We start from the raw sequence: 19,279 nt of genomic DNA, 5'->3' as shown, positions 1-19,279 counted from the left end.
GGACCGAACGCCAAATCGAAAGTGCCACAGCGCATCGCCCGCGTCCAATCGACGCGCCAGGCTGTAGTCTGCAACAAGATATAGGGACTAGAAAAGTTCCGATTGGCATAAAAAAGCCCGGGTCGGAGACCCGGGCGTTAGTCCAGTATTGATTGAACAACGAAGCGGCCGGAACTGGGCCTCGGCCGGGTTGATCAAGGATGTTGTCGATCAGGCGTTGTCTTCGCCGCCTTCGAACTCGGCGCTCGGGTCGAAGAAGTTCTCCGGCCGGGCGTTGTCGTTGATGTCTTCGCCATAGATGGCTTCGGCCGTCGTCAGCATCTCGCCCTTGGCCTGGCGCTCCGCCTCGTCGGCCGAACGGGCGACGTTGAGCGTCACGGTGACCTCGACCTCCGGATGCAGCGCGATCGCCACATTGGAGAGGCCGATGGTCTTGATCGGCTGGTTGAGCTCGATCTGGTTGCGGCTGACGGTGAAGCCTTCCGCGGTCAACAGTTCGGCGATGTCGCGGGTCGATACCGAGCCGTAGAGCTGACCGGTCTCGCCGGCCGAGCGCACGACGATGAAGCTCTTGCCGTCGAGCTTCTCCGCGATCTGCGAGGCCTCCGACTTGCGCTCGAGGTTACGGGCTTCGAGCTGGGCGCGCTGGCCCTCGAACTTCTTCTTGTTGGCTTCGTTGGCGCGCAGCGCCTTGCCCTGCGGGAGCAGGAAGTTGCGGGCGAACCCGTCCTTGACCTTGACGGTGTCGCCCATCTGGCCGAGGCGGGAAATGCGCTCGAGGAGAATGACTTCCATGGTTTCGTTCCTTTCGTCTGGGCAGCCGATGCGCGATCGGCGCCGATTGTTCGGAACAGGTCAGGAAGCAAAGAGGCGTTGCCGCCGGTGTCGCTGTCCTGCCTGTCGCGGCAGTTAGGGGCTTTTGACCCCAACTCGGGATTTGATGCTCGAACCGGTCGTGCCCGTCACGGCCGGGAAGAAGCGGGCGGCAAGCCGCCCGCTCGAGAATATCAGCGAACCACGTAGGGCAGCAGGCCGAGGAAGCGGGCGCGCTTGATCGCCTTGGCGAGCTCGCGCTGCTTCTTCTGGCTGACAGCGGTGATGCGCGAGGGCACGATCTTGCCGCGCTCGGAAATGTAGCGCTGCAGGAGACGCACGTCCTTGTAGTCGATCTTCGGGGCGTTGGCGCCGGAGAAGGGGCAGGTCTTGCGGCGGCGATGGAACGGGCGCCGGGTCGGGATCTGGTTGATGTCGACCATTATTCTGCACCCCCTTCAACGTTTTCGCGCGGACGGCGCGGACCACGGTCGCCGCCGTCACGGTCGCCGAACGAACGCGGGCCACGATCGCCGCGGTCGCGGTCGCCGAACGAGCGCGGGCCACGGTCGCCGCGGTCGCGGTCGCCGAAGCCGCCTCGCTCGGAGCGTTCCTCGCGCTTCTGCATCATCGCCGAGGGACCTTCCTCATGCGCCTCGACCTTGATGGTCAGGAAGCGAAGGACGTCCTCGGACAGGCCCATCTGACGCTCCATTTCGTTGAGCGCCGCCGGCGGGCAGTTGATGTCCATCAGCGTGTAGTAAGCCTTCCGGTTCTTCTTGACCCGGTAGGTGAGGGACTTCAGTCCCCAGTTCTCGATCCGGCCGACCGATCCGCCATTGGCGGCGATGACACCCTTGTACTGTTCGACAAGCGCATCGACCTGCTGCTGCGACAGGTCCTGCCGGGCAAGAAACACATGTTCGTAAAGAGCCATTATGTTTTTCTGCCTTTCTTCGTTTCTCTTACCGGCCCTCGCGGCTAAGCCTCTGCAACTTGTCTGACCCGAACGCGAAGGAGCGGGGAAGAAAGGAGCATCGCGAGACGGTCGAGAGCGGAGACACGGGAGGCCAAAAGCGCTTCTGGCTTCATGACGTGGCCTTCGAAAAGCCACGGCCCTCCGTTCAGCCCCCAGCAAGGACCGGCAGATTGCCGGCGTCTATACAGCAATTCGCCAGGAAGGCAAGGGCGGGAGACAGGAACGACGAATCCACGATGCCGCATGGCCGGAAATCTCCGGCGCTCGCGCAAATAGTGACAGGCTCAGCTCGTATGCGCGACGAGCGGGACGACCGTTTCGGGGAAGAAGTCGGGCGCGACGCGGCGCTTGCCGAACATCATGTCGTACTGGATCAGCCGGAAATCGTTGATCCGCGGATCGATTTTCTTTTGTCTCGCCCACTCGGGCGTCGCCTCGCCAAAGCGCGACAGCAAAAGGTTGCGGTCGACCACCCGGTAGCGTTCGCGCAGCGCGCCGAGGAAGCCGGTGTAGTAGGGGTGGGAAATCCCCGCCGTGGTGAGGATATGGTAAGGCAGGAAGGCCGGGCTTACCGAGCCCAGGTTCTCTACCGGGCCGGAGCGGTTCGACCAGATGATCAGCGGCGTGTCGTGATGCTCGAGCGCGGCTTCTGGCGTCGGCTCCTTGCGTGGCGCGACATTGTCCTTGAGGAAGCCGGTCTCGACATAGACGGGGCCGAGCGGCGGAAGATGGTCGCCGAAGAAGGCGACGACGGTCGGCCGCTCGCGCTTTTTCGCCCACTCGATCAGGCGCTGCAGGCCGCGATCGGCATCGGCCGAGCCTTCTGCATAGGAGAGCAGCGATTCCCGTGCCCAGGTGCTGATCGGCGCGTTGACCGCATGGGTTGGATTGTAATAGCGGTAGGGCTCGTAGGGCCCGTGGTTCTGCAGGCTGACCGCGAACAGGAACACCGGGTCCTCGCTGGCGTCGGCCTCGCGGATGATCTCGTCGGTCATCGCCGCGTCGGAAGCCAGCGGCCCGCGTTTTTCCAGAGGCGGCAGCGTTTCTTCCGAGCGGAAGTCGTTGAAGCCGAAATCGGCATAGACGGCGCCTCGGTTCCAGAACCAGTTGGTGCCAGGGTGGATGGCGCGCGCCCTATAACCTTCGCTCTTCAGGAAGGTCGCCAGCGACGGCGTCGGCGTACGCACGTACTGTTGGTAGGGGATCGAGCCGGCCGGCAGGAAGGCGTTGGAGAAGCCGGTCAGCGCCTCGAACTCGATATTGGCGGTCATGCCGCCGAATTCCGGCGAGAACATCGAGCCCGAGCGCAACGCGCGCACCGTCGGGATCGGATCCGGCTTGATGCTGACGCCGGGAAGCCCCGTCGGATCCCAGAAGGATTCGCTCATCACCACGATGATGTCGGGCTTCTGGTCCGGCACCGAGGCGGCAACCTCCGGGCGGGTGATCGCGTCCAGCGTCTTGTCGTCATAGCCGGGCGGCGCCGAGACATGCGCCATCGGCACGTTCATCGCGAAGGCGAGCGCGAAGCCGTTGGAGGCGTAGTTCTCCTTCTGGTCCCACATGATCGGGATGATCTGCAGCCTGTCGCGCGTCCACGAGAAGGTGGCGTAGTCCATGATCGAGACGAAGAAGGCGAGCAGCGGCACGGCCAGCGACAGCCGCGCCAGCCGTCCCTTGCGGCTGAGGATCGGCACGCGCCGGCGCCAGAGCCGCCAGCCATAGACGAGCAGTGTCAGGCTGGCGACGATGGCCGCGCCGAGCATCACTGCGGTCCAGGGCCGCTCGCGCACCAGAAGCGGCATCAAGGCCATGATCTGGCGGGCATAGAGGAAATCGGTCGGATAGAGCGGATCGCCGAGATAGTGCGATTTCTGGTGACCGACAAAGGCCAATGCCAGGGTCAGCGGCGCGACGATCATCAGGCTCTGATGGCTGCGGCCGAGTATGGCGTCGAGCCCGATCAGCACCAGCGCAAAGACGATGATCGTGGTCCAGCCGGGCTTGAAGGGCTGCAGGAAGAAGTCGACCGTGCCGAAGAAGTCGCCGCGCACGATCCATTCGATGGCGAACACCAGAAGGGCGGAGGCGAGCAGCGTTGCGAGGCCGTAGCGAACAATCGGCCATCTCCGCCCCGGCAGATAGCCGGTGGACGGATCGTCTTCCAAAAATTGCGGCGCGGGCTTGGCCGCGCCTTTCCTGATCCTAGCCACTTTGCTTCCCCGGCCCATGTTACGCGTCTTCCACTCGCGTCACGCCACTGTCATCGAAATGTCACGCAAAGCTAGCGCCTGTGGCGGAAATAAGAAGAGCCAGCAAACGATTCGTGAGCGGTTTTCATCAGGTGTGATCGCCAAAAAGCCTTTTGGAACAGGCAACTCGGCAGGGTTTTCCGGCCGAAATAGGTGCTGAGCGGGCGACAGCGGGCTTGACTTGGCCGTCCGCCTTGCGCCAGAGGCAGGGAAAAACAAGCCGCTGGAGACGCTAAGATGGCCGTCGCATTCACCTTTCCGGGACAGGGCAGCCAGGCCGTCGGCATGGGCAAGGACCTCGCCGATGCCTTTCCTGAGGCGCGCCGCGTCTTCGAGGAGATCGACGAGGCGCTTGGCGAAAAGCTGTCGAAGCTGATCTGGGAAGGACCCGAGGAAACGCTGACGCTGACGGTCAACGCGCAGCCGGCGCTGATGGCGGTGTCGCTTGCGGCGCTGCGGGCGCTGGAAGCGCGCGGCTTTTCGTTGAGGGACAAGGTGTCTTACGTCGCCGGCCATTCGCTCGGCGAATATTCAGCACTTGCCGCCTGCGGCTTCGTCTCGGTCGCCGATGCCGCGCGGCTGCTGCGCACCCGTGGCAATGCCATGCAGGCGGCAGTGCCTGCGGGCGAGGGCGCCATGGCGGCGATCATCGGGCTGGAGCAGGCCGATGTCGAAGCCGCCTGCGCGGAAGCGGCACAGGGTTCCGCCAATGAGGCGGTTTGCCAGGTCGCCAACGACAATGGCGGCGGCCAGCTGGTGATTTCCGGCGCCAAGTCGGCCGTCGAGCTGGCGGCGAAGCTCTGCACGGAAAAGGGCGCCAAGCGGGCGCTGATGCTGCAGGTCTCGGCCCCGTTCCATTCGGCGTTGATGGCGCCGGCGGCCGAGATCATGCGCGAGGCGCTGGCCGGGGTGGCGAAGAAGGCGCCGGTGATTCCGGTCGTCTCCAATATCAGCGTGACCCCGACGAGCGACCCGGACGAGATCGCCCGCCGCCTTGTCCAGCAAGTCACCGGCCGCGTGCGCTGGCGCGAGACAGTGGAGTGGTTTGGCCAGAACGGCGTCTCGACGCTTTACGAAGTCGGCGCCGGCAAGGTTCTGTCGGGTCTGGCGCGGCGCATCAACCGCGACATCGCCACCGGCGCCGTCGGCACGGCGGCGGAAGTCGAGGCGGCGCTGGCGGCGCTGGGGTAAGCAGGGGCTTTTCAATTTCATCCGCAGGTGCGGCGTGCCCACATCGACTTTCTCCCGAAATCGAGCAACGCCCTAAAGGATCTGGCGCGGAAGACGGGTCGAAGCAATGCTCAACGCCTGCGAGATTTCGTTGGGCGCAGACTTGAAGATCTTGAGGACTACTATCTAGCCGCGGAAGTGCTGGAGCCGATTAGGCTCGGCGAAGAATCGGTCGTGAGCGCCGAGAACTTCTGGTATGGCCTAGACGGCATGACGAATACAGAACGAGGGTCGCTAGCGGGGCGTCCGGAAGAGAGAGGTTTAAAGAAATGTTCGAACTGACCGGCCGCAAGGCCCTCGTCACCGGCGCATCGGGAGGCATCGGCGAGGCGATCGCCAGGGTGCTGCACAGCCAGGGCGCCATCGTCGGCCTGCACGGCACCCGTGTGGAGAAGCTTGAAGCGCTGGCCGGCGAGATGGGCGAACGCGTGAAGCTGTTTCCGGCGGATCTGACCAACCGCGACGCGGTCAAGGCGCTCGGCCAGAAGGCCGAGGCCGATCTCGAGGGCGTCGACATCCTGGTCAACAATGCCGGCATCACCAAGGACGGGCTGTTCGTGCGCATGTCGGACGCCGACTGGGATTCCGTGCTGGAGGTGAACCTCACCGCGGTGTTCCGCCTCACCCGCGAGCTGACGCACCCGATGATGCGCCGCCGCCATGGCCGCATCATCAACATCACCTCGGTGGTCGGCGTCACCGGCAATCCCGGCCAGACCAATTACTGCGCCTCCAAGGCCGGCATGATCGGCTTTTCCAAGTCGCTGGCACAGGAAATCGCCACCCGCAACATCACCGTCAACTGCGTCGCTCCGGGCTTCATCGAATCGGCCATGACCGACAAGCTCAACGACAAGCAGAAGGAAGCGATCATGGCGGCGATTCCGACCCGGCGCATGGGCACCGGCGCCGAGGTCGCTTCCGCGGTCGCCTATCTCGCCTCGGACGAAGCCGCCTACGTCACCGGCCAGACCATCCATGTCAACGGCGGCATGGCGATGATTTGATCGACCAAGTCGGCGGCTGTGAAAACAGCCATTTCGGCTTGGACGCCCGGCTTTTTTCGTGTAATGCGGCCGGCAACCCGGCGGTTCGGGCAAAAACCGGTCCTGTGGCGTTGCGTTTCCCACAAGACCATCTTTCAGCTTGATTAGCGGCATTCCGCCCGCTAACGAAGACAACACAACGTAAGACGAGGCCCCAAATGAGTGACACCGCAGAGCGCGTCAAGAAGATCGTCATCGAGCATCTCGGCGTCGATGCCGACAAAGTGACGGAGCAGGCGAGCTTCATCGACGATCTGGGCGCGGACAGCCTCGACACGGTCGAACTCGTCATGGCGTTCGAAGAAGAGTTCGGCGTCGAGATTCCGGACGACGCCGCCGAGACCATCCTGACCGTCGGCGATGCCGTGAAGTACATCGACAAGGCCTCGGCCTGAGGCTTTCCACGGGCATCACCGGGGAGGACCTGCGATGAGGCGAGTCGTCGTCACGGGCCTTGGCCTGCTTTCGCCGTTCGGCACGGGCGTCGAGCACAGCTGGAAGGAACTGCTTTCCGGCCGAAGCGCCGCCCGCCGCATCACCGAATTCGAGGTGGACGATCTTGCCTGTAAGATCGCCCACGTCATTCCGCGCGGCGACGGTTCGAATGGCACCTTCAATCCCGAGGCCGTGCTCGAGCCGAAGGAGCTGCGCAAGATCGGCGACTTCATCCTCTACGGCATCGCGGCCGCCGACGAGGCGCTGGCCGATTCTGGCTGGAAGCCCGAGACGCATGAGGATCAGTGCGCGACGGGCGTGCTGATCGGTTCCGGCATCGGCGGCATCGACGGCATCGCCGAGAACGCGATGATCCTGAAGGAGCGCGGCCCGCGCCGCATCAGCCCGTTCTTCATTCCCGGACAGATCATCAATCTGGTCTCCGGCCAGGTTTCCATCCGGCACGGGCTGAAAGGCCCGAACCATGCTGTCGTCACTGCCTGCTCGACCGGCGCGCACGCCATCGGCGATGCCGCGCGGCTGATTATCTGGGGCGATGCCGACGTCATGGTGGCCGGCGGCGCCGAGGCGCCGATCACGCGGCTTTCCATGGCAGGTTTCGCGGCGTGCCGCGCGCTCTCCACAGAGCGCAACGATACGCCCGAGATCGCTTCGCGCCCCTATGACCGCGACCGCGACGGCTTCGTCATGGGCGAAGGCGCCGGCGTCGTCGTCCTGGAAGAGCTCGAGCACGCCAAGGCGCGCGGCGCCAGGATCTACGCCGAGGTCACCGGCTATGGCCTGACGGGCGACGCCTATCACATCACCGCTCCGGCCGAGGACGGCGACGGCGCTTTCCGCTGCATGACGGCGGCGCTGAACCGGGCGAAACTCGCGCCGGCCGATATCGACTACATCAACGCGCATGGCACCTCGACCATGGCCGACACGATCGAGCTCGGCGCCGTCGAGCGGCTGGTCGGCAATGCCGCCTCCAAGATTTCGATGTCGTCGACCAAGTCGTCGATCGGTCATCTGCTGGGCGCCGCGGGCGCCGCGGAGGCGATCTTCTCCATCCTCGCCATCCGCGACAACATTGCCCCCGCCACCATCAATCTCGACAATCCGGAACGCGAGACGGCGATCGATCTCGTGCCGAACAAGCCGCGCCAGCGCCAGATCGATGTGGCGTTGTCGAACTCCTTCGGCTTCGGCGGCACCAACGCCTCGCTCGTCTTCCAGCGTTACAATGGCTGAGCATTCAGCCCACCGGCAGGTCCGCCGCCTGCCGTCATTTTTGCCAAATTTGTCCCTACGCTCCGGCTAGGGGATTCGTTGCAAGATCAGACGGCAGGGCGCCATGAATACAAATCCGGGCGGCGGTGGGGAATTCGGACAGCGTCAGACGCAAGGACCGATCGTGCCCAAGACAGCCGCCGAAGCGTTGCGCCCCGAGGCCGGCACGCCGCCGCCGTCGAAGCGCTCGCGCGCGTCGCGCAGCCAGGTCGTCGTGTTCCTGAATTTCTTCCTGTCAATGGTCATCCTGGTCGTGCTCGCCTCGGGTGCTGCGCTTTATTTCGGCATGCAGGCCTTCGTCGAGCCGGGCCCGTCCGCCAATGGCGATACCTTCATGGTCAAGCCGAACACCGGCGTGCAGGAGATCGCCGACCAGCTGGAGCGTCGCGGCCTGGTCAGCGATGCCCGCATCTTCAGGCTGGGCGTTCGCGCCACCGGCAATGATTCCGCGCTGAAGGCCGGCGAATACGCCATCAAGCCGCGCGCCTCGATGCGCGACATCATGGAACTGTTCAAGAGCGGCAAGTCGGTGATGTATTCGCTGACCATCCCCGAGGGGCTGACGGTCGAGCAGGCGCTGCAGCGCGTGGCCGACCAGGAGGCGCTGACCGGCGACATGCCGGCGACCATGCCGCCCGAGGGCAGCATCGCCACCGACACGCTGCGCTTCACCCGTGGCGCCACCCGGCAGCAGATGGTCGACAAGCTGGTCGCCGATCAGAAGAAGCTGGTCGACGACGTCTGGGCGCATCGCGCGCCCGACCTGCCGATCGCCAACATGGAGGACTTCGTCATCCTGGCCTCGATCGTCGAGAAGGAGACGGGCAAGGGCGACGAGCGCTCGCGGGTCGCAGCCGTCTTCCTCAACCGGCTGGCCAAGGGCATGCGGCTGCAATCGGACCCGACCATCATCTACGGCCTGTTCGGCGGCAAGGGTAAACCGGCGGACCGTCCGATCTACCAGTCCGACATCGACAAGCAGACGCCCTACAACACCTATCTGATCAAGGGCCTGCCGCCGACGCCGATCGCCAATCCGGGCCGCGCCGCGCTGGAGGCGGTGGCCAATCCGTCGAAGACCGACGACCTCTATTTCGTCGCCGACGGCAATGGCGGCCATGTCTTTGCCGCGACGCTGGACGAGCACAACCAGAATGTCGCCCGCTACCGGGCGCTGCAGAAGAAGCAGGCGGACGCCGCCGCCAAGGCCTCGGGCCAGACGACGGCGCCGGCCGCTCCCGATGACAATGCCGGTCCCGATTCCGGTGATGCCGGCGAGAACGGCGACGCGGGCGGCGACGCCGCCCAGTAGGCCGCGGCCTTTACCGGAACTGGCCCGCCTCCTTTGACGCCGGGCCGTATTCATGTTTTGAGGGGACTTCCGACGCTGGCCAGAGGTTCGGCGTCTTGCAAGGGGCGTATGTTCAGGCAATCGCGCCCGGGCTGCGACAGGGGTGACACGCATCATGAACGTGCAGAGTATGACCGGTTTCGCGCGAGCCGTTGCTGAACGCGACGGCACCTCGATCGCGTGGGAAGTGAAATCGGTCAACGGCAAGAGCGTCGAGGTCAGGCTGAGATTGCCGCAGGGCTTCGACCGGCTGGAACTCCTCGTGCGGCAGACCGTGCAGAAGCGCTTCGCGCGCGGCAATTTCCAGGCGACGCTGACCGTCGCCCGCGCCGCCGCCCAGCAGGCGCAGCCGGTGGTCAACGAGGCGTTTCTGAAGGATCTGGCGGGGCTGGCCAGGCGCCTCCAGGAGCAGTTCGGTACCGCTCCCGCGACGGCTGACGGCCTGCTGGCGCTGCGCGGCGTGCTCGACATTCCGGAAGCCGTCGAGGCCGACGAGGAGAGAACCGCCCTCGACGCCGCGATCCTGTCGGCGCTGGACACGGCGCTTGCCGGGCTGGAGCAGGCAAGGCAGAGCGAGGGCGCCGCGCTGCGCACGCTTTTGTCCGGCCATATCGCCGCCATCGAGGCGCTGACACTCAAGGCCGAGGCCGACCCTTCGCGCGAGCCGGCGGCGATCCGCGAGCGCATCGCCGAACAGGTTGGTCTGCTGATGGACGCGTCGGCCAATCTCGACGCGGTTCGGCTGCATCAGGAGGCGGCCTTCCTCGCCACCAAGGCCGACATCCGCGAGGAGATCGACCGGCTGAAGACGCATGTCGCTTCCGCGCGCACGCTGCTTTCCAGCGGTGGCGCCGTCGGCCGCAAGCTCGATTTTCTGGCGCAGGAATTTAATCGCGAATCGAATACCTTGTGCTCCAAGTCGAACGCTGCCGCGGTCACCGCGATCGGGCTGGAGCTCAAGGCGGTGGTCGACCAGTTTCGCGAACAGGTTCAGAATCTGGAGTGACGGGGATGGTTGCCAAGGAGCCGACGGCCGCCAGGGATTTGGGGTCCCGCATCCGCCGCCGCGGGCTGATGCTGGTGCTGTCGTCGCCGTCGGGCGCCGGCAAGTCCACGATCGCGCGCAATCTTCTGGAAAGCGATTCCAGCCTGGAGCTGTCAGTTTCCGTCACCACCAGGCCGCGCAGAGGCTCGGAGATCGAAGGCGTCCACTACCATTTCCGCTCCATGCGCGAGTTCGAACGGCTGCGCGATTCCGACGCGCTGCTGGAATGGGCCGAGGTGCACGGCAATTTCTATGCGACGCCGCGCGAGCCGGCCGAGGCGGCGCTGGCCGAAGGCCGCGACATGCTGTTCGACATCGACTGGCAGGGCGCCCAGCAGCTCAAGGAGAAGATGCGCGCCGACATCGTCTCGATCTTCATCCTGCCGCCCTCGATGAAGGAGCTGAAAGCGCGCCTGAAGCGCCGCGCCGAGGATCAGGAGCAGGTCATCGAGACCAGGCTGAAGAATGCCCGCGTCGAGATCGAGCATTGGAAGGAATACGACTTCGTCATCGTCAACGACGATCTCGACCGCGCCTTCGCCGAGGTCCGTGCCATCGTCACCGCCGAACGGCTGCGCCGCGACCGCCGGCCGGGCCTGTTCGACTTCATCTCCGGGTTGCTTGACGAGAAGACGGAGTAAGGCAGCTCTCCTTCTCCCCTTGCAAGGCGAGAAGGGAAGGGCGTAGCTCAAATCGCGTTCGTCAACCTTACGAATTCCTCGACGCTGAGCGTCTCGGCGCGGCGCGTCGGATCGATGCCCGCGCGGGTGAGCAGCGCTTCCCCGCCCAGGCTCTTCACGCTTTGCCTCAGCATCTTGCGGCGCTGGCCGAAGGCGGCTTCTGTGACTCGGCCGAGCCGCTTGCCGTCGGCGAGCAGGGGGGAGGCGCGCGGCACCAGATGCACCACCGAGGAGGTGACCTTGGGCGGCGGCGTGAAAGCCTGCGGAGGCACGTCGAACGCGATCTTTGCTTCCGTGCGCCAGCCGGCCAGCACGCCGAGCCGGCCATAGGCGTCGCTGCCCGGGCCGGCGGTGATGCGCTCGGCCACCTCGCGCTGGAACATCAGCGTCATCGATTGGTAGAAAGGCGGCCATTCGGCCATCGTCAGCCAGCGGATCAGAAGCTCCGTGCCGATATTGTAGGGCAGGTTGGCGGCGATCTTCACAGGGCTGCCATCGGCCTTGCTAGCAAGCGCGGCGAAATCCGTCTTCAGCGCGTCGCCGGGAATGACCTCGAGGCGGCCGGGATAGTGGCTGGACACCTCCGCCAGCGCTTCCAGGCAGCGCTCGTCGCGCTCGATGGCGATCACGCGCTTGGCACCGTTGAAGAGCAGCGCCCGGGTCAGCCCGCCGGGGCCGGGGCCGACCTCGATCACCGTCGCCTCGCCGAGCTCGCCGGCCGTGCGCGCGATCTTGCTCGTCAGGTTGAGGTCGAGCAGGAAATTCTGGCCGAGCGCCTTCTTCGCCTGCAGGCCGTGCCGCTCGATCACCTCGCGCAGCGGCGGCAATCCGTCGATGGTCACGCGCCCCCCGCTCAATCAAGCCTCATGCGGCCGCGGCCTGGCGGCCGCTGTCGGCCAGCCGGCGCGCGAGCCTCAGCGCAGCGATCAGGCTGTCGGCGCGCGCGATGCCCTTGCCGGCGATGTCGAAGGCCGTGCCGTGGTCCGGCGAGGTGCGGATGAAGGGCAGGCCGAGCGTCACGTTGACGGCCTCGTCGAAGGCCAGCGTCTTGGCCGGGATCAGCGCCTGGTCGTGATACATGCAAAGCGCTGCGTCATAACCGGCGCGTGCCAGCGGGTGAAACATGGTGTCGGCCGGCAGCGGCCCGAAAGCGTCGATGCCCTCGGCCTTGAGCGCCTCGACGGCCGGCTGCACGATGGAAAGATCCTCCGAACCCATTGCGCCGCCTTCGCCGGCATGCGGGTTGAGACCGGCAATGGCGAGCCTCGGCCGCGCGACGCCGAAGCGGCTGTGGAGGTCGGCGGCCGTGATGCGGGCCGTGCTGACGATCAGCTCGCTCGTCAGCACCCTCGGCACCTCGGCAAGCGCGATGTGGATGGTGACCGGAACGGTGCGCAATTCGGGTCCGGCAAGCAGCATCACCGGTGTCACCTCGGCGCCGGTATGGCGCGAGGCCAGATGCGCCAGGTATTCGGTGTGGCCGGGAAAGCGGAAGCCGGCGTCATAGAGCGGCTTCTTGGCGATGGGGCAGGTGACCACCGCGGCGGCGTGTCCCGCGAGGCAGTCGGCGACGGCGCGGTCGATCGCCTCGATGGTGCCCGCGGCATTGGCCGGATTCGGCTTTCCGGGACTGTCGATATGGCGGGCGTAGAGCGGAACGATGGGCAGGGCGCCGGGAAAGTGATGCGCCGCTTGCCCCGGCAAGGTCTCCACGATCGCTATCGTTGCGCCGATTTCGCGCGCCCGCGCCGCAACAAGGGCCGGGTCGGCGAGCAGATAGAAAGGCGGCACACCGGCGCTGTCGCCTGCCTGCCAGGCGGCGATGGCGATCTCCGGTCCGACGCCGGACGGATCGCCGACGCTGAGCGCCAGCGGCGCATCGGTCCTGCGCGCGCTCATGGCGTCCAGCGGGGCGCCGCGCCTGCTTCGGGGCAGGGCGGAAGGCTCGAGCTGTGTCCTGTCATGCGGCGAAACGCCCTAAAGCATGTCTCCCGAAAGTGGGAACCGGTTTCGGGACAAAGACATGCGTAAATCAAAAAACTAAAGCACACGGAGCGAATCTGAAAGATCGCGACGCGCTTTAGCGCTCGACGATGTTGGCCTTTTTGCGCAGTTCCTCGACATATTTCTTGCTGAGCTCGTCGGCGTCCTTGTCGTTGCTGCCGCCTTCGGCCTGGAACACCATCTGGGCGGCCTTGTCGTCGGAAACCTCGCGCGAGGAGCAGATGCCGATGAACTCGACGCCGCGTTCGGTCTCGCGCGTCGGCGTCGCGCCGCCGACCTTGGTCGCCTTGATCTGCTCGGCCCAATCCGACGGCAATTGCGGCGCCAGCACGCGGCCGAGATCCCGCACCGTGACGTCGAGCAGTCCCTTGGCGAATTCGCGCGTGGTGTTGCAGCCGTTGAAGCGGGCGCGCATGGCGTCGGCCTCGCGCTTGCGCTTGGCGAGCGTCGCGGCGCGCTCGGAAGCAGGCACCACGAAGATGACCTGCTGCAGCATATACTCCATGGCGGACGGCTTGGAACCGCCTTTGTCGAGCATGCGGCGCACCGCGTCCTGCTCGGTCACCGAGCCGCCCTCGCCGGAGCGGTAGCGCGCGCCAAGGGCCTGGTTCCAGGCCATCTGCGCCCGGATGAACTCCTTGAAATGCTCCTTGGTGACCCCCGACTGGGCCATGACGGCGTCGAGCTTCGCCAGCGGCATCTTGTTGTTGGAGGCAAAACGCTGATAAGCGGCATCGACCTGCTGGTCGGTGATGCGGATGCCGAGCCGCCGGGCCTCGGCAAGGCGCAGCGTCTGGTCGATCATCTCCTGCGCCGCATCGCCCTTCTTGCGCTGCAGTTTGAAAAATGCGGCGCGGTGCGCGATGTCGCCGGTGGTGATCGGTATGTTGTTGACGACATATTTGATCTGGCTGGCGAATGCCGGCGGCGTCATCGCCGTGATCGAAACCGAGGTCGCCGCCACCAGCAGCGCGAATCCTGCCGAAAACAGGTATTTCCTCATCTCACCTTCCCAATTCCTATCCGCCACGACGGCGCCGCACGTCCTCCGAACGCGTGCGCTATGTGGTCGACCCCATGCCCGTCCTATGCGGCGAAACAATGTCGCCGGTGCATGACCCCGGGAATCGGCCGCATTTTCGAACGATCATGCACCAAATCAAGGTTCATGGCATCGCCCGCGCCCGACGCGCAACGCCGTGGTCCGCGGCTGCCGCTTACTGGATCGTATCGACAGCGGCGGTCGACGAGCCGAAATCGCCGAGCGTGCGGAACGACAGGTTGAAACCGATATTCTGCGACACCTCCTTGGTGACCGTATCGCGCGTCTGCGAGAACGTCATCACATAGGTGAAGCAGGAATCGTTGTAGGCGAAGCCGACGCCATCCTTGACCAGAACGCTTGTCTGGAGATCGTAGGTGCCGGTGCCGAAGACCCGCCAGTTCTCGGCCAGATGCGTCGAGGCGCCGAGCGTGACCTCGTGGCGATCCGTGGCAAAGCCATAGAGCGGCTGCGCCTGGATGAAGGCATATTTGGCGCTGAGCGAAACCGGCAGGCCGGAATAGGCGGCCTTGATCTCCGCGCGCCTGACCTCGAAGGTCTGCTCGTCGAAACGGCCGCTGAGCGAGCCCGAGAAACCGCTTGGGCTGTTGAAGCCGACAAGGCCGACATAGTCGGATGTCGCCGTCTGCAGGCCCGAATAGGCGCCGACATTGACAAGGTCCGGAGCGTCGAAGGAGTTCTCGCCGCCCAACTGATAGGACTGGCCGAAGATGGCGTCGGTGCCCCAGCCGCTTTCATAGGCGCCCGAATAGCGGAAGCCGACATTGGCGCGCGTGCCGCCTTCGATGCGGTCGTAGCCGGAGAACTTGTCGCGCTCGAACAGCGTGGTTGCGTCGAAGACGAAGCTCTGCGCGTCTTCATTCGGAATGGCGAGGCCACCGACATATTGCTCGTTCGGGCGCACGAAGATCTGCGCCGTCGGCTCCAGTACGTGGCTGGAGTTCGGCATCGAGAACAAGAGCGGCCAGCGCGCCTCCAGGCCGAGCGTGGCCATGTAGCGGGCGAGCGAGGAGCGCATGTCGACGGCTTCGCCCAGATTCGACGCCATCTGGTTGACGGCGACCAGCGAGGCGGCGGTCTCGGAGCTGTATCCGGTGTCGCCGCGCAGCGCGAGCAGCGGCGTCAGTTGCAGGCCGCCATCGGTGGTGAAGGTGCGCTTCCATTCGGCTTCCGCCGTCAGTCGGCTGGACTGGCCCTCGAGGCCGCGCACGTTGTTGATGGAATTCGTATCGCCGCTGTCGGCCAGCACAGCGTCCAGCCGGTCGCGGCTGATGACGCGCGCGTTGACGTTGAGCGACAACTGGCCGCCTGCCACCGACATGTCGGGGATATAGGCGTAGTCGAAGGACGGCAGCACCCAGGGCTGCTTGGCGGAACGCGCCGTCGGGTCGCTGGACAGCGTGTCTTCCTGCACTTCGAAGCGCATTGCCCTGATGTCGAAATAATTGCGGTCGCTCAGGCCCGTCAGATAGATCGACGACTGGTGGACGAGGTCGTTGTAGCCGTCGATGTTGTAGGTGCGCGAGAAATTCTTGTCGGTCTGCAGCAGCACGTCCCAGCCGAAGTTCCAGCGCTCGTTGATGGCGAACTGACCCTTGGTGCCCATCATGCCGCGGAACTTGTTGGGGTCGTTGGGCTCTCCCGAATCGACGGTGAAGCGATTGCCCGTGCCGATGAAGGCGTCGGGATCCTGCTGATTGATGCCGGCGATCTTCAGGCTGTATTCGCCATTGTTGAAGCGTTGGCGCCATTCGGCCTCGCCGAGGAAGCCCTGCTTGGTGTAGCCGCTGCCGGTGACGGTCAGGTCATAGGTCGGCGAGAGCGCGAAATAATAGGGAACCTTGAGACCGACGCCGAGGTGGTTGTTGTAGACGATGCCGGGGATCAGGAAGCCGCTCTTGCGCTTGACCGTCGGGTCGGCAATCTCGAAGGCTGGCAGGTAGGCGAGGGGGAAGCCGAAGAACTCGAAATTCGCATTCTCGAAGCGAACCGTCTTCTTTTCGCCGTTCCAGATGATCTTTCTCGCCTTGACGCGCCATGTCGGCGCCGAATCGGGCTTGTCCTCGCAGGGCTCGCAAGCGGTGTAGATGCCGTTGTGGAACGTCGTCAGCACACCGCCCATGCGCTCGCCGCTCTCGGCGGCGAAATAAGCCTTCTCGACCGTCTCGACCCGCAGCGCGTTGACGAAACCGTCCGCGAAGTCGTCGGTGATGTCGATATGGTCGGAATTGATCTTGGTGCCGTCGCTGTTGATGAGCTCGACCGCGCCGCTGGCGACCAGGCGCTTGGTGTCGCGATTGTACACCACGCGCTGGGCGACAAGCTTGTTGCCGCCATAGTCGATCTGGACGCCGCCGACGGCGGTCACCGTGTGCTTGTCGTTGTCATAGACGAGCGTATCGGCGGCTAGCAGCATCTGCGTGCCGGAGGGAACCGGCTTCGCCGTGATGGTCTGCGCCAGCGCCGGTACCGATGGCACCACGCAAGCAAACAGACATGCCAAAGCTGTCGCCCCATAAAGGCGTGCCAAACCGGCCTGCCTATGGCTGCGCAAACCAGCCTCCCTCACTAGCCGTCTTCCTTGTATAGCAGAAAAGTCACCCCGAAGAACATAGCCACGACAACCGGAACCCATGCAGCCACCATTGTAGGCACGAATCCGGCGACCCCGAATGCCTTGACCAGTACCGAAACGACATAAAGCAGAAAGCCGGCCAGGACGCCACCCAGAATCATCGTCGCCGACTGCCCCATCCGCGCAAATCGCATTGAAACTGTTGCCGCAATCAGCGTCATGGCGACGAGGAGGAACGGCAGCGCCACCAGCGAATCAAACTGCATGGCGAAGGCATTTGCCTTCAGCCCGAAGGAGCGGGCAACCTCGATCTTGGCCGGCAGCTCGTAAAACGGGATGGTTTCCGGGCGCGCCAGGCGTTCCTGCACGAATTCCGGCTTGAGGTTGGTTGGCACGCGGTCGGAAGCCTCGGGACGGATGACGCCGTCCTTCAACACCTTGACGTCCTGCAATTCCCAGTAGCCGTCGCGCAGGAAGGCGCGCGCGGCGTCCTTGCGCTCGACGATATTGCCCTGCTGGTCGAGGACGAAGAACACCGCGTCCGCCATCTCCAGCCCCTGGTTGAGGATGGCGCGGGCGCCGATGATGGTGTCGCCGGAGCTGGTCTTTTGCCTAAGCCACGGCGTCGTGTCCGCCGGGACGGCGTTCGACTTGCCGGCCCTGAGTTGGTTTTCCATCTGCTCGGACCAGGAAAAGCCGTGCGCGGCGATCGGGTTGAGCACCCCGACCGACAGCAGGCCGAACATCAGCGCGCCGACGCAGCAAGGGAAGAGAAACTGCCAGGCCGAAACGCCGGCCGAGCGCGCGATGACCAGCTCGTAGCGGCGGTTGAGCGACACCAGCGTCGCCATCGCCGAGAACAGCCCGACGAACGGCACCGTCTGCAGCATGATCATCGGCATCCTCAGCGCCGATATGGCGAAGGCGGTGCCGTAGGTGAAGCCCGGTAGTCCGGTCGTGCGGCCCGAAAGCTCGGTGAAATCGATCAGGAACACCAGCGCCAGCAGGCCCAGAAAGAACCAGACCGTGATCGTCACATAGCGAAAGAAGAAATAGCGGCCCAGCGTCCAGCCCATGATCAGGCTCCCTGGCCGGAGGTGCCGCGCCGAGCGAACCACAGCTTGAGCGCGGTCCAGCCCTCGCTGACGCGGCCGGCGAGATTCGTCATCCAGTCGGCCCAGGCGGTGGGCAGTTCCATGCTCCGCGAGGAGACGATGAACCAGACGGAGACCGCCGACGCCATGATCGGCACCGCGTAGACCATATAGGCGTAATACCAGACCTTGTCGGCCTTGCCGGCGGCGAAGAAGCCAAGCCAGCGCACGAAAAGGGCGATTGCGATCGCGGTGATCAGCGGATGGATGCGCGCCTCGCGGTGCGAGCGCGCGTCGCCTGCGACGGCAAGCGCGATCAGCGCGAAGACCAGCGAATAGGACCATTCGGAGAAGCGCTGATTGAGCTCGGCCGTGTAGCTGCCGGGCTGGCGCTGGTACATCTTGTCGTTGGGATCCGGGTTGAGCAGGTATGACGTCGTCCGGTCCTTGGGCAGCAGCGTGATCTCGTTCGCCGCCGACATGAAGGCCGACAGGTCGAAGGCGTAGGAGGTGAAGCGGATGACGGAGAGGTCGCCGGTCACCGATTTGCGGTTGATGACGCCGTCATTCATCATCAGCACCTTCTCGTCGCCTTTTTCGACGATGCTGCCGGTCTTGGCATAATAGGTGAGGTTGGCGCCTTCCTCGCGCGAATCAGCGACGAAGATGCCGCCGAGCCTGTTGTCGGGGAGCCGCTCGCCGATTTGCAGGAACAGGCCGTCGTCGATTTTGCGGAACGTGCCTTCCTGGATGATGAGCGACAGAAGGTCGGCGCGCGAGGCCGCCACCAGCTGCCGGTTCTTCTGCCTGGCGTAGGGATCGACGCCGTTGTCGACGGCGAAGGAAAAGACGCTGGCCGCCAGCGCCAGCAAGAGGATCGGCCGCGCGATCGTCCAGCGCGAGGCGCCGGCGGCGTTGATCACCGCGAGCTCCGAATCCGTGTTCATGGCGCTCAGCGTCTGCGCCACCGCGACCACCAGCGCGAACGGTACTACGATCGGAATGATCGAGGGGATGATTAGGGCTGCGACTTCGAAGAAGGTCAGCGCCGACTGGCCGCTGTCGGTGACGAGGTCGATCTTGGCGAGCACCTGCGTTGTCCACACGATCGCCAGTGTCCAAACCAGCGCCGCCACGAACATAGCGGTGGTGCGACGCATGATGTAGCGTTCAACGACCTTCATGAAGGCTTTTCTCGATTGTGCCGAACGGCATCATGCCCGCCGACAAGGTAGTCATCCGCCGACGCTCGTACAACCGGGTCCATGGGCGGCTCATCTGGTTTGTCGCTCCACGCCATGCGCCCCCGGCGCGGCGGAGTGTCCGCGTCAATGGATAAGAAATGCAGAACATTGATGGTTAACAATAGGTTGCGGCACGAAGCTTATGTCTTGCCGCGACGAATCCTTCGGTGGT

The 19,279-nt window shown here is 64.8% G+C and carries 17 protein-coding genes; 7 read left to right on the top strand and 10 right to left on the bottom strand.

Annotated elements, in window-relative coordinates:
• Positions 1-210 precede the first annotated feature (210 nt).
• The 4 genes from rplI to EJ067_RS05180 form a co-directional block, all read right to left on the bottom strand.
• A complete protein-coding gene (rplI, locus tag EJ067_RS05195; RefSeq protein WP_126084974.1) occupies positions 211-795 on the bottom strand; it encodes a 50S ribosomal protein L9 in 585 nt (194 codons plus the stop codon).
• Between the two features lie 212 nt (positions 796-1,007).
• On the bottom strand, positions 1,008-1,256 hold the full coding sequence (gene rpsR, locus EJ067_RS05190; RefSeq protein ID WP_006203718.1) for a 30S ribosomal protein S18: 249 nt from the start codon (positions 1,254-1,256) through the stop codon (positions 1,008-1,010).
• Complete coding sequence (rpsF, locus tag EJ067_RS05185; RefSeq protein ID WP_066995640.1) at positions 1,256-1,750, bottom strand: 30S ribosomal protein S6; 495 nt, start codon at positions 1,748-1,750, stop codon at positions 1,256-1,258. Before rpsF ends, rpsR begins: the two co-directional genes overlap by 1 nt.
• Positions 1,751-2,076: 326 nt before the next feature.
• A complete protein-coding gene (locus tag EJ067_RS05180; protein WP_126084973.1) occupies positions 2,077-4,023 on the bottom strand; it encodes an LTA synthase family protein in 1,947 nt (648 codons plus the stop codon).
• 258 nt (positions 4,024-4,281) lie between these two features.
• Between EJ067_RS05180 and fabD the strand changes: the two genes are divergently transcribed.
• From fabD to gmk, 7 genes are all read left to right on the top strand, one after another.
• The gene (fabD, locus tag EJ067_RS05175; RefSeq protein WP_126084972.1) at positions 4,282-5,235 is read left to right on the top strand and encodes an ACP S-malonyltransferase; all 954 of its coding nucleotides are present in this window, start codon (positions 4,282-4,284) and stop codon (positions 5,233-5,235) included.
• Positions 5,236-5,543: 308 nt separating this feature from the next.
• A complete protein-coding gene (gene fabG / locus EJ067_RS05165) occupies positions 5,544-6,281 on the top strand; it encodes a 3-oxoacyl-[acyl-carrier-protein] reductase (protein ID WP_126084971.1) in 738 nt (245 codons plus the stop codon).
• A gap of 197 nt (positions 6,282-6,478) precedes the next feature.
• Positions 6,479-6,715 (top strand): acyl carrier protein, encoded by a 237-nt coding sequence (locus EJ067_RS05160; RefSeq protein WP_006203723.1) that lies wholly within the window; start codon positions 6,479-6,481, stop codon positions 6,713-6,715.
• 34 nt (positions 6,716-6,749) lie between these two features.
• Positions 6,750-8,012, top strand: a complete 1,263-nt coding sequence (gene fabF / locus EJ067_RS05155; RefSeq protein ID WP_126084970.1) for a beta-ketoacyl-ACP synthase II — start codon at positions 6,750-6,752, stop codon at positions 8,010-8,012.
• Between the two features lie 103 nt (positions 8,013-8,115).
• Positions 8,116-9,363: an endolytic transglycosylase MltG gene (gene mltG / locus EJ067_RS05150; protein ID WP_126084969.1), complete on the top strand. Its 1,248-nt coding sequence runs from the start codon at positions 8,116-8,118 to the stop codon at positions 9,361-9,363.
• Between the two features lie 154 nt (positions 9,364-9,517).
• Positions 9,518-10,408, top strand: a complete 891-nt coding sequence (locus EJ067_RS05145; RefSeq protein WP_126084968.1) for a YicC/YloC family endoribonuclease — start codon at positions 9,518-9,520, stop codon at positions 10,406-10,408.
• Between the two features lie 5 nt (positions 10,409-10,413).
• Positions 10,414-11,088, top strand: a complete 675-nt coding sequence (gene gmk, locus EJ067_RS05140) for a guanylate kinase (RefSeq protein ID WP_126084967.1) — start codon at positions 10,414-10,416, stop codon at positions 11,086-11,088.
• Between the two features lie 47 nt (positions 11,089-11,135).
• Here gmk and rsmA read toward each other — a convergent pair whose 3' ends face one another.
• The 6 genes from rsmA to lptF all read right to left on the bottom strand — a co-directional run bounded on the left by rsmA (position 11,136) and on the right by lptF (position 19,047).
• Positions 11,136-11,969 carry a 16S rRNA (adenine(1518)-N(6)/adenine(1519)-N(6))-dimethyltransferase RsmA gene (gene rsmA / locus EJ067_RS05135; protein WP_126089502.1) on the bottom strand — a complete coding sequence of 278 codons (834 nt, stop codon included), beginning with the start codon at positions 11,967-11,969 and terminating at the stop codon, positions 11,136-11,138.
• A gap of 22 nt (positions 11,970-11,991) precedes the next feature.
• The gene (gene pdxA, locus EJ067_RS05130; RefSeq protein ID WP_126084966.1) at positions 11,992-13,026 is read right to left on the bottom strand and encodes a 4-hydroxythreonine-4-phosphate dehydrogenase PdxA; all 1,035 of its coding nucleotides are present in this window, start codon (positions 13,024-13,026) and stop codon (positions 11,992-11,994) included.
• Between the two features lie 181 nt (positions 13,027-13,207).
• Complete coding sequence (locus tag EJ067_RS05125; protein ID WP_126084965.1) at positions 13,208-14,134, bottom strand: peptidylprolyl isomerase; 927 nt, start codon at positions 14,132-14,134, stop codon at positions 13,208-13,210.
• A 214-nt stretch (positions 14,135-14,348) separates the two neighbouring features.
• Positions 14,349-16,763, bottom strand: a complete 2,415-nt coding sequence (locus tag EJ067_RS05120) for an LPS-assembly protein LptD (RefSeq protein WP_189510412.1) — start codon at positions 16,761-16,763, stop codon at positions 14,349-14,351.
• Positions 16,763-17,848 carry an LPS export ABC transporter permease LptG gene (lptG, locus tag EJ067_RS05115; RefSeq protein WP_189510707.1) on the bottom strand — a complete coding sequence of 362 codons (1,086 nt, stop codon included), beginning with the start codon at positions 17,846-17,848 and terminating at the stop codon, positions 16,763-16,765. The genes EJ067_RS05120 and lptG overlap by 1 nt, the downstream gene beginning before the upstream one ends.
• Positions 17,848-19,047 (bottom strand): LPS export ABC transporter permease LptF, encoded by a 1,200-nt coding sequence (gene lptF, locus EJ067_RS05110; RefSeq protein WP_126084962.1) that lies wholly within the window; start codon positions 19,045-19,047, stop codon positions 17,848-17,850. Before lptF ends, lptG begins: the two co-directional genes overlap by 1 nt.
• Between the last annotated feature and the right edge of the window lie 232 nt (positions 19,048-19,279).

The sequence above is a fragment of the Mesorhizobium sp. M1D.F.Ca.ET.043.01.1.1 genome, assembly GCF_003952385.1.
GTDB lineage: Bacteria > Pseudomonadota > Alphaproteobacteria > Rhizobiales > Rhizobiaceae > Mesorhizobium.
This window is presented reverse-complemented; position numbering and strand designations above follow the sequence as displayed.

Bases quoted from the DNA above. Each gene is read 5' to 3' on its own strand.
- rplI (WP_126084974.1), bottom strand. From the start codon at position 795: ATGGAAGTCATTCTCCTCGAGCGCATTTCCCGCCTCGGCCAGATGGGC.
- rpsR (WP_006203718.1), bottom strand. From the start codon at position 1,256: ATGGTCGACATCAACCAGATCCCGACCCGGCGCCCGTTCCATCGCCGC.
- rpsF (WP_066995640.1), bottom strand. From the start codon at position 1,750: ATGGCTCTTTACGAACATGTGTTTCTTGCCCGGCAGGACCTGTCGCAG.
- EJ067_RS05180 (WP_126084973.1), bottom strand. From the start codon at position 4,023: ATGGGCCGGGGAAGCAAAGTGGCTAGGATCAGGAAAGGCGCGGCCAAG.
- fabD (WP_126084972.1), top strand. From the start codon at position 4,282: ATGGCCGTCGCATTCACCTTTCCGGGACAGGGCAGCCAGGCCGTCGGC.
- fabG (WP_126084971.1), top strand. From the start codon at position 5,544: ATGTTCGAACTGACCGGCCGCAAGGCCCTCGTCACCGGCGCATCGGGA.
- EJ067_RS05160 (WP_006203723.1), top strand. From the start codon at position 6,479: ATGAGTGACACCGCAGAGCGCGTCAAGAAGATCGTCATCGAGCATCTC.
- fabF (WP_126084970.1), top strand. From the start codon at position 6,750: ATGAGGCGAGTCGTCGTCACGGGCCTTGGCCTGCTTTCGCCGTTCGGC.
- mltG (WP_126084969.1), top strand. From the start codon at position 8,116: ATGAATACAAATCCGGGCGGCGGTGGGGAATTCGGACAGCGTCAGACG.
- EJ067_RS05145 (WP_126084968.1), top strand. From the start codon at position 9,518: ATGAACGTGCAGAGTATGACCGGTTTCGCGCGAGCCGTTGCTGAACGC.
- gmk (WP_126084967.1), top strand. From the start codon at position 10,414: ATGGTTGCCAAGGAGCCGACGGCCGCCAGGGATTTGGGGTCCCGCATC.
- pdxA (WP_126084966.1), bottom strand. From the start codon at position 13,026: ATGAGCGCGCGCAGGACCGATGCGCCGCTGGCGCTCAGCGTCGGCGAT.
- EJ067_RS05125 (WP_126084965.1), bottom strand. From the start codon at position 14,134: ATGAGGAAATACCTGTTTTCGGCAGGATTCGCGCTGCTGGTGGCGGCG.
- lptF (WP_126084962.1), bottom strand. From the start codon at position 19,047: ATGAAGGTCGTTGAACGCTACATCATGCGTCGCACCACCGCTATGTTC.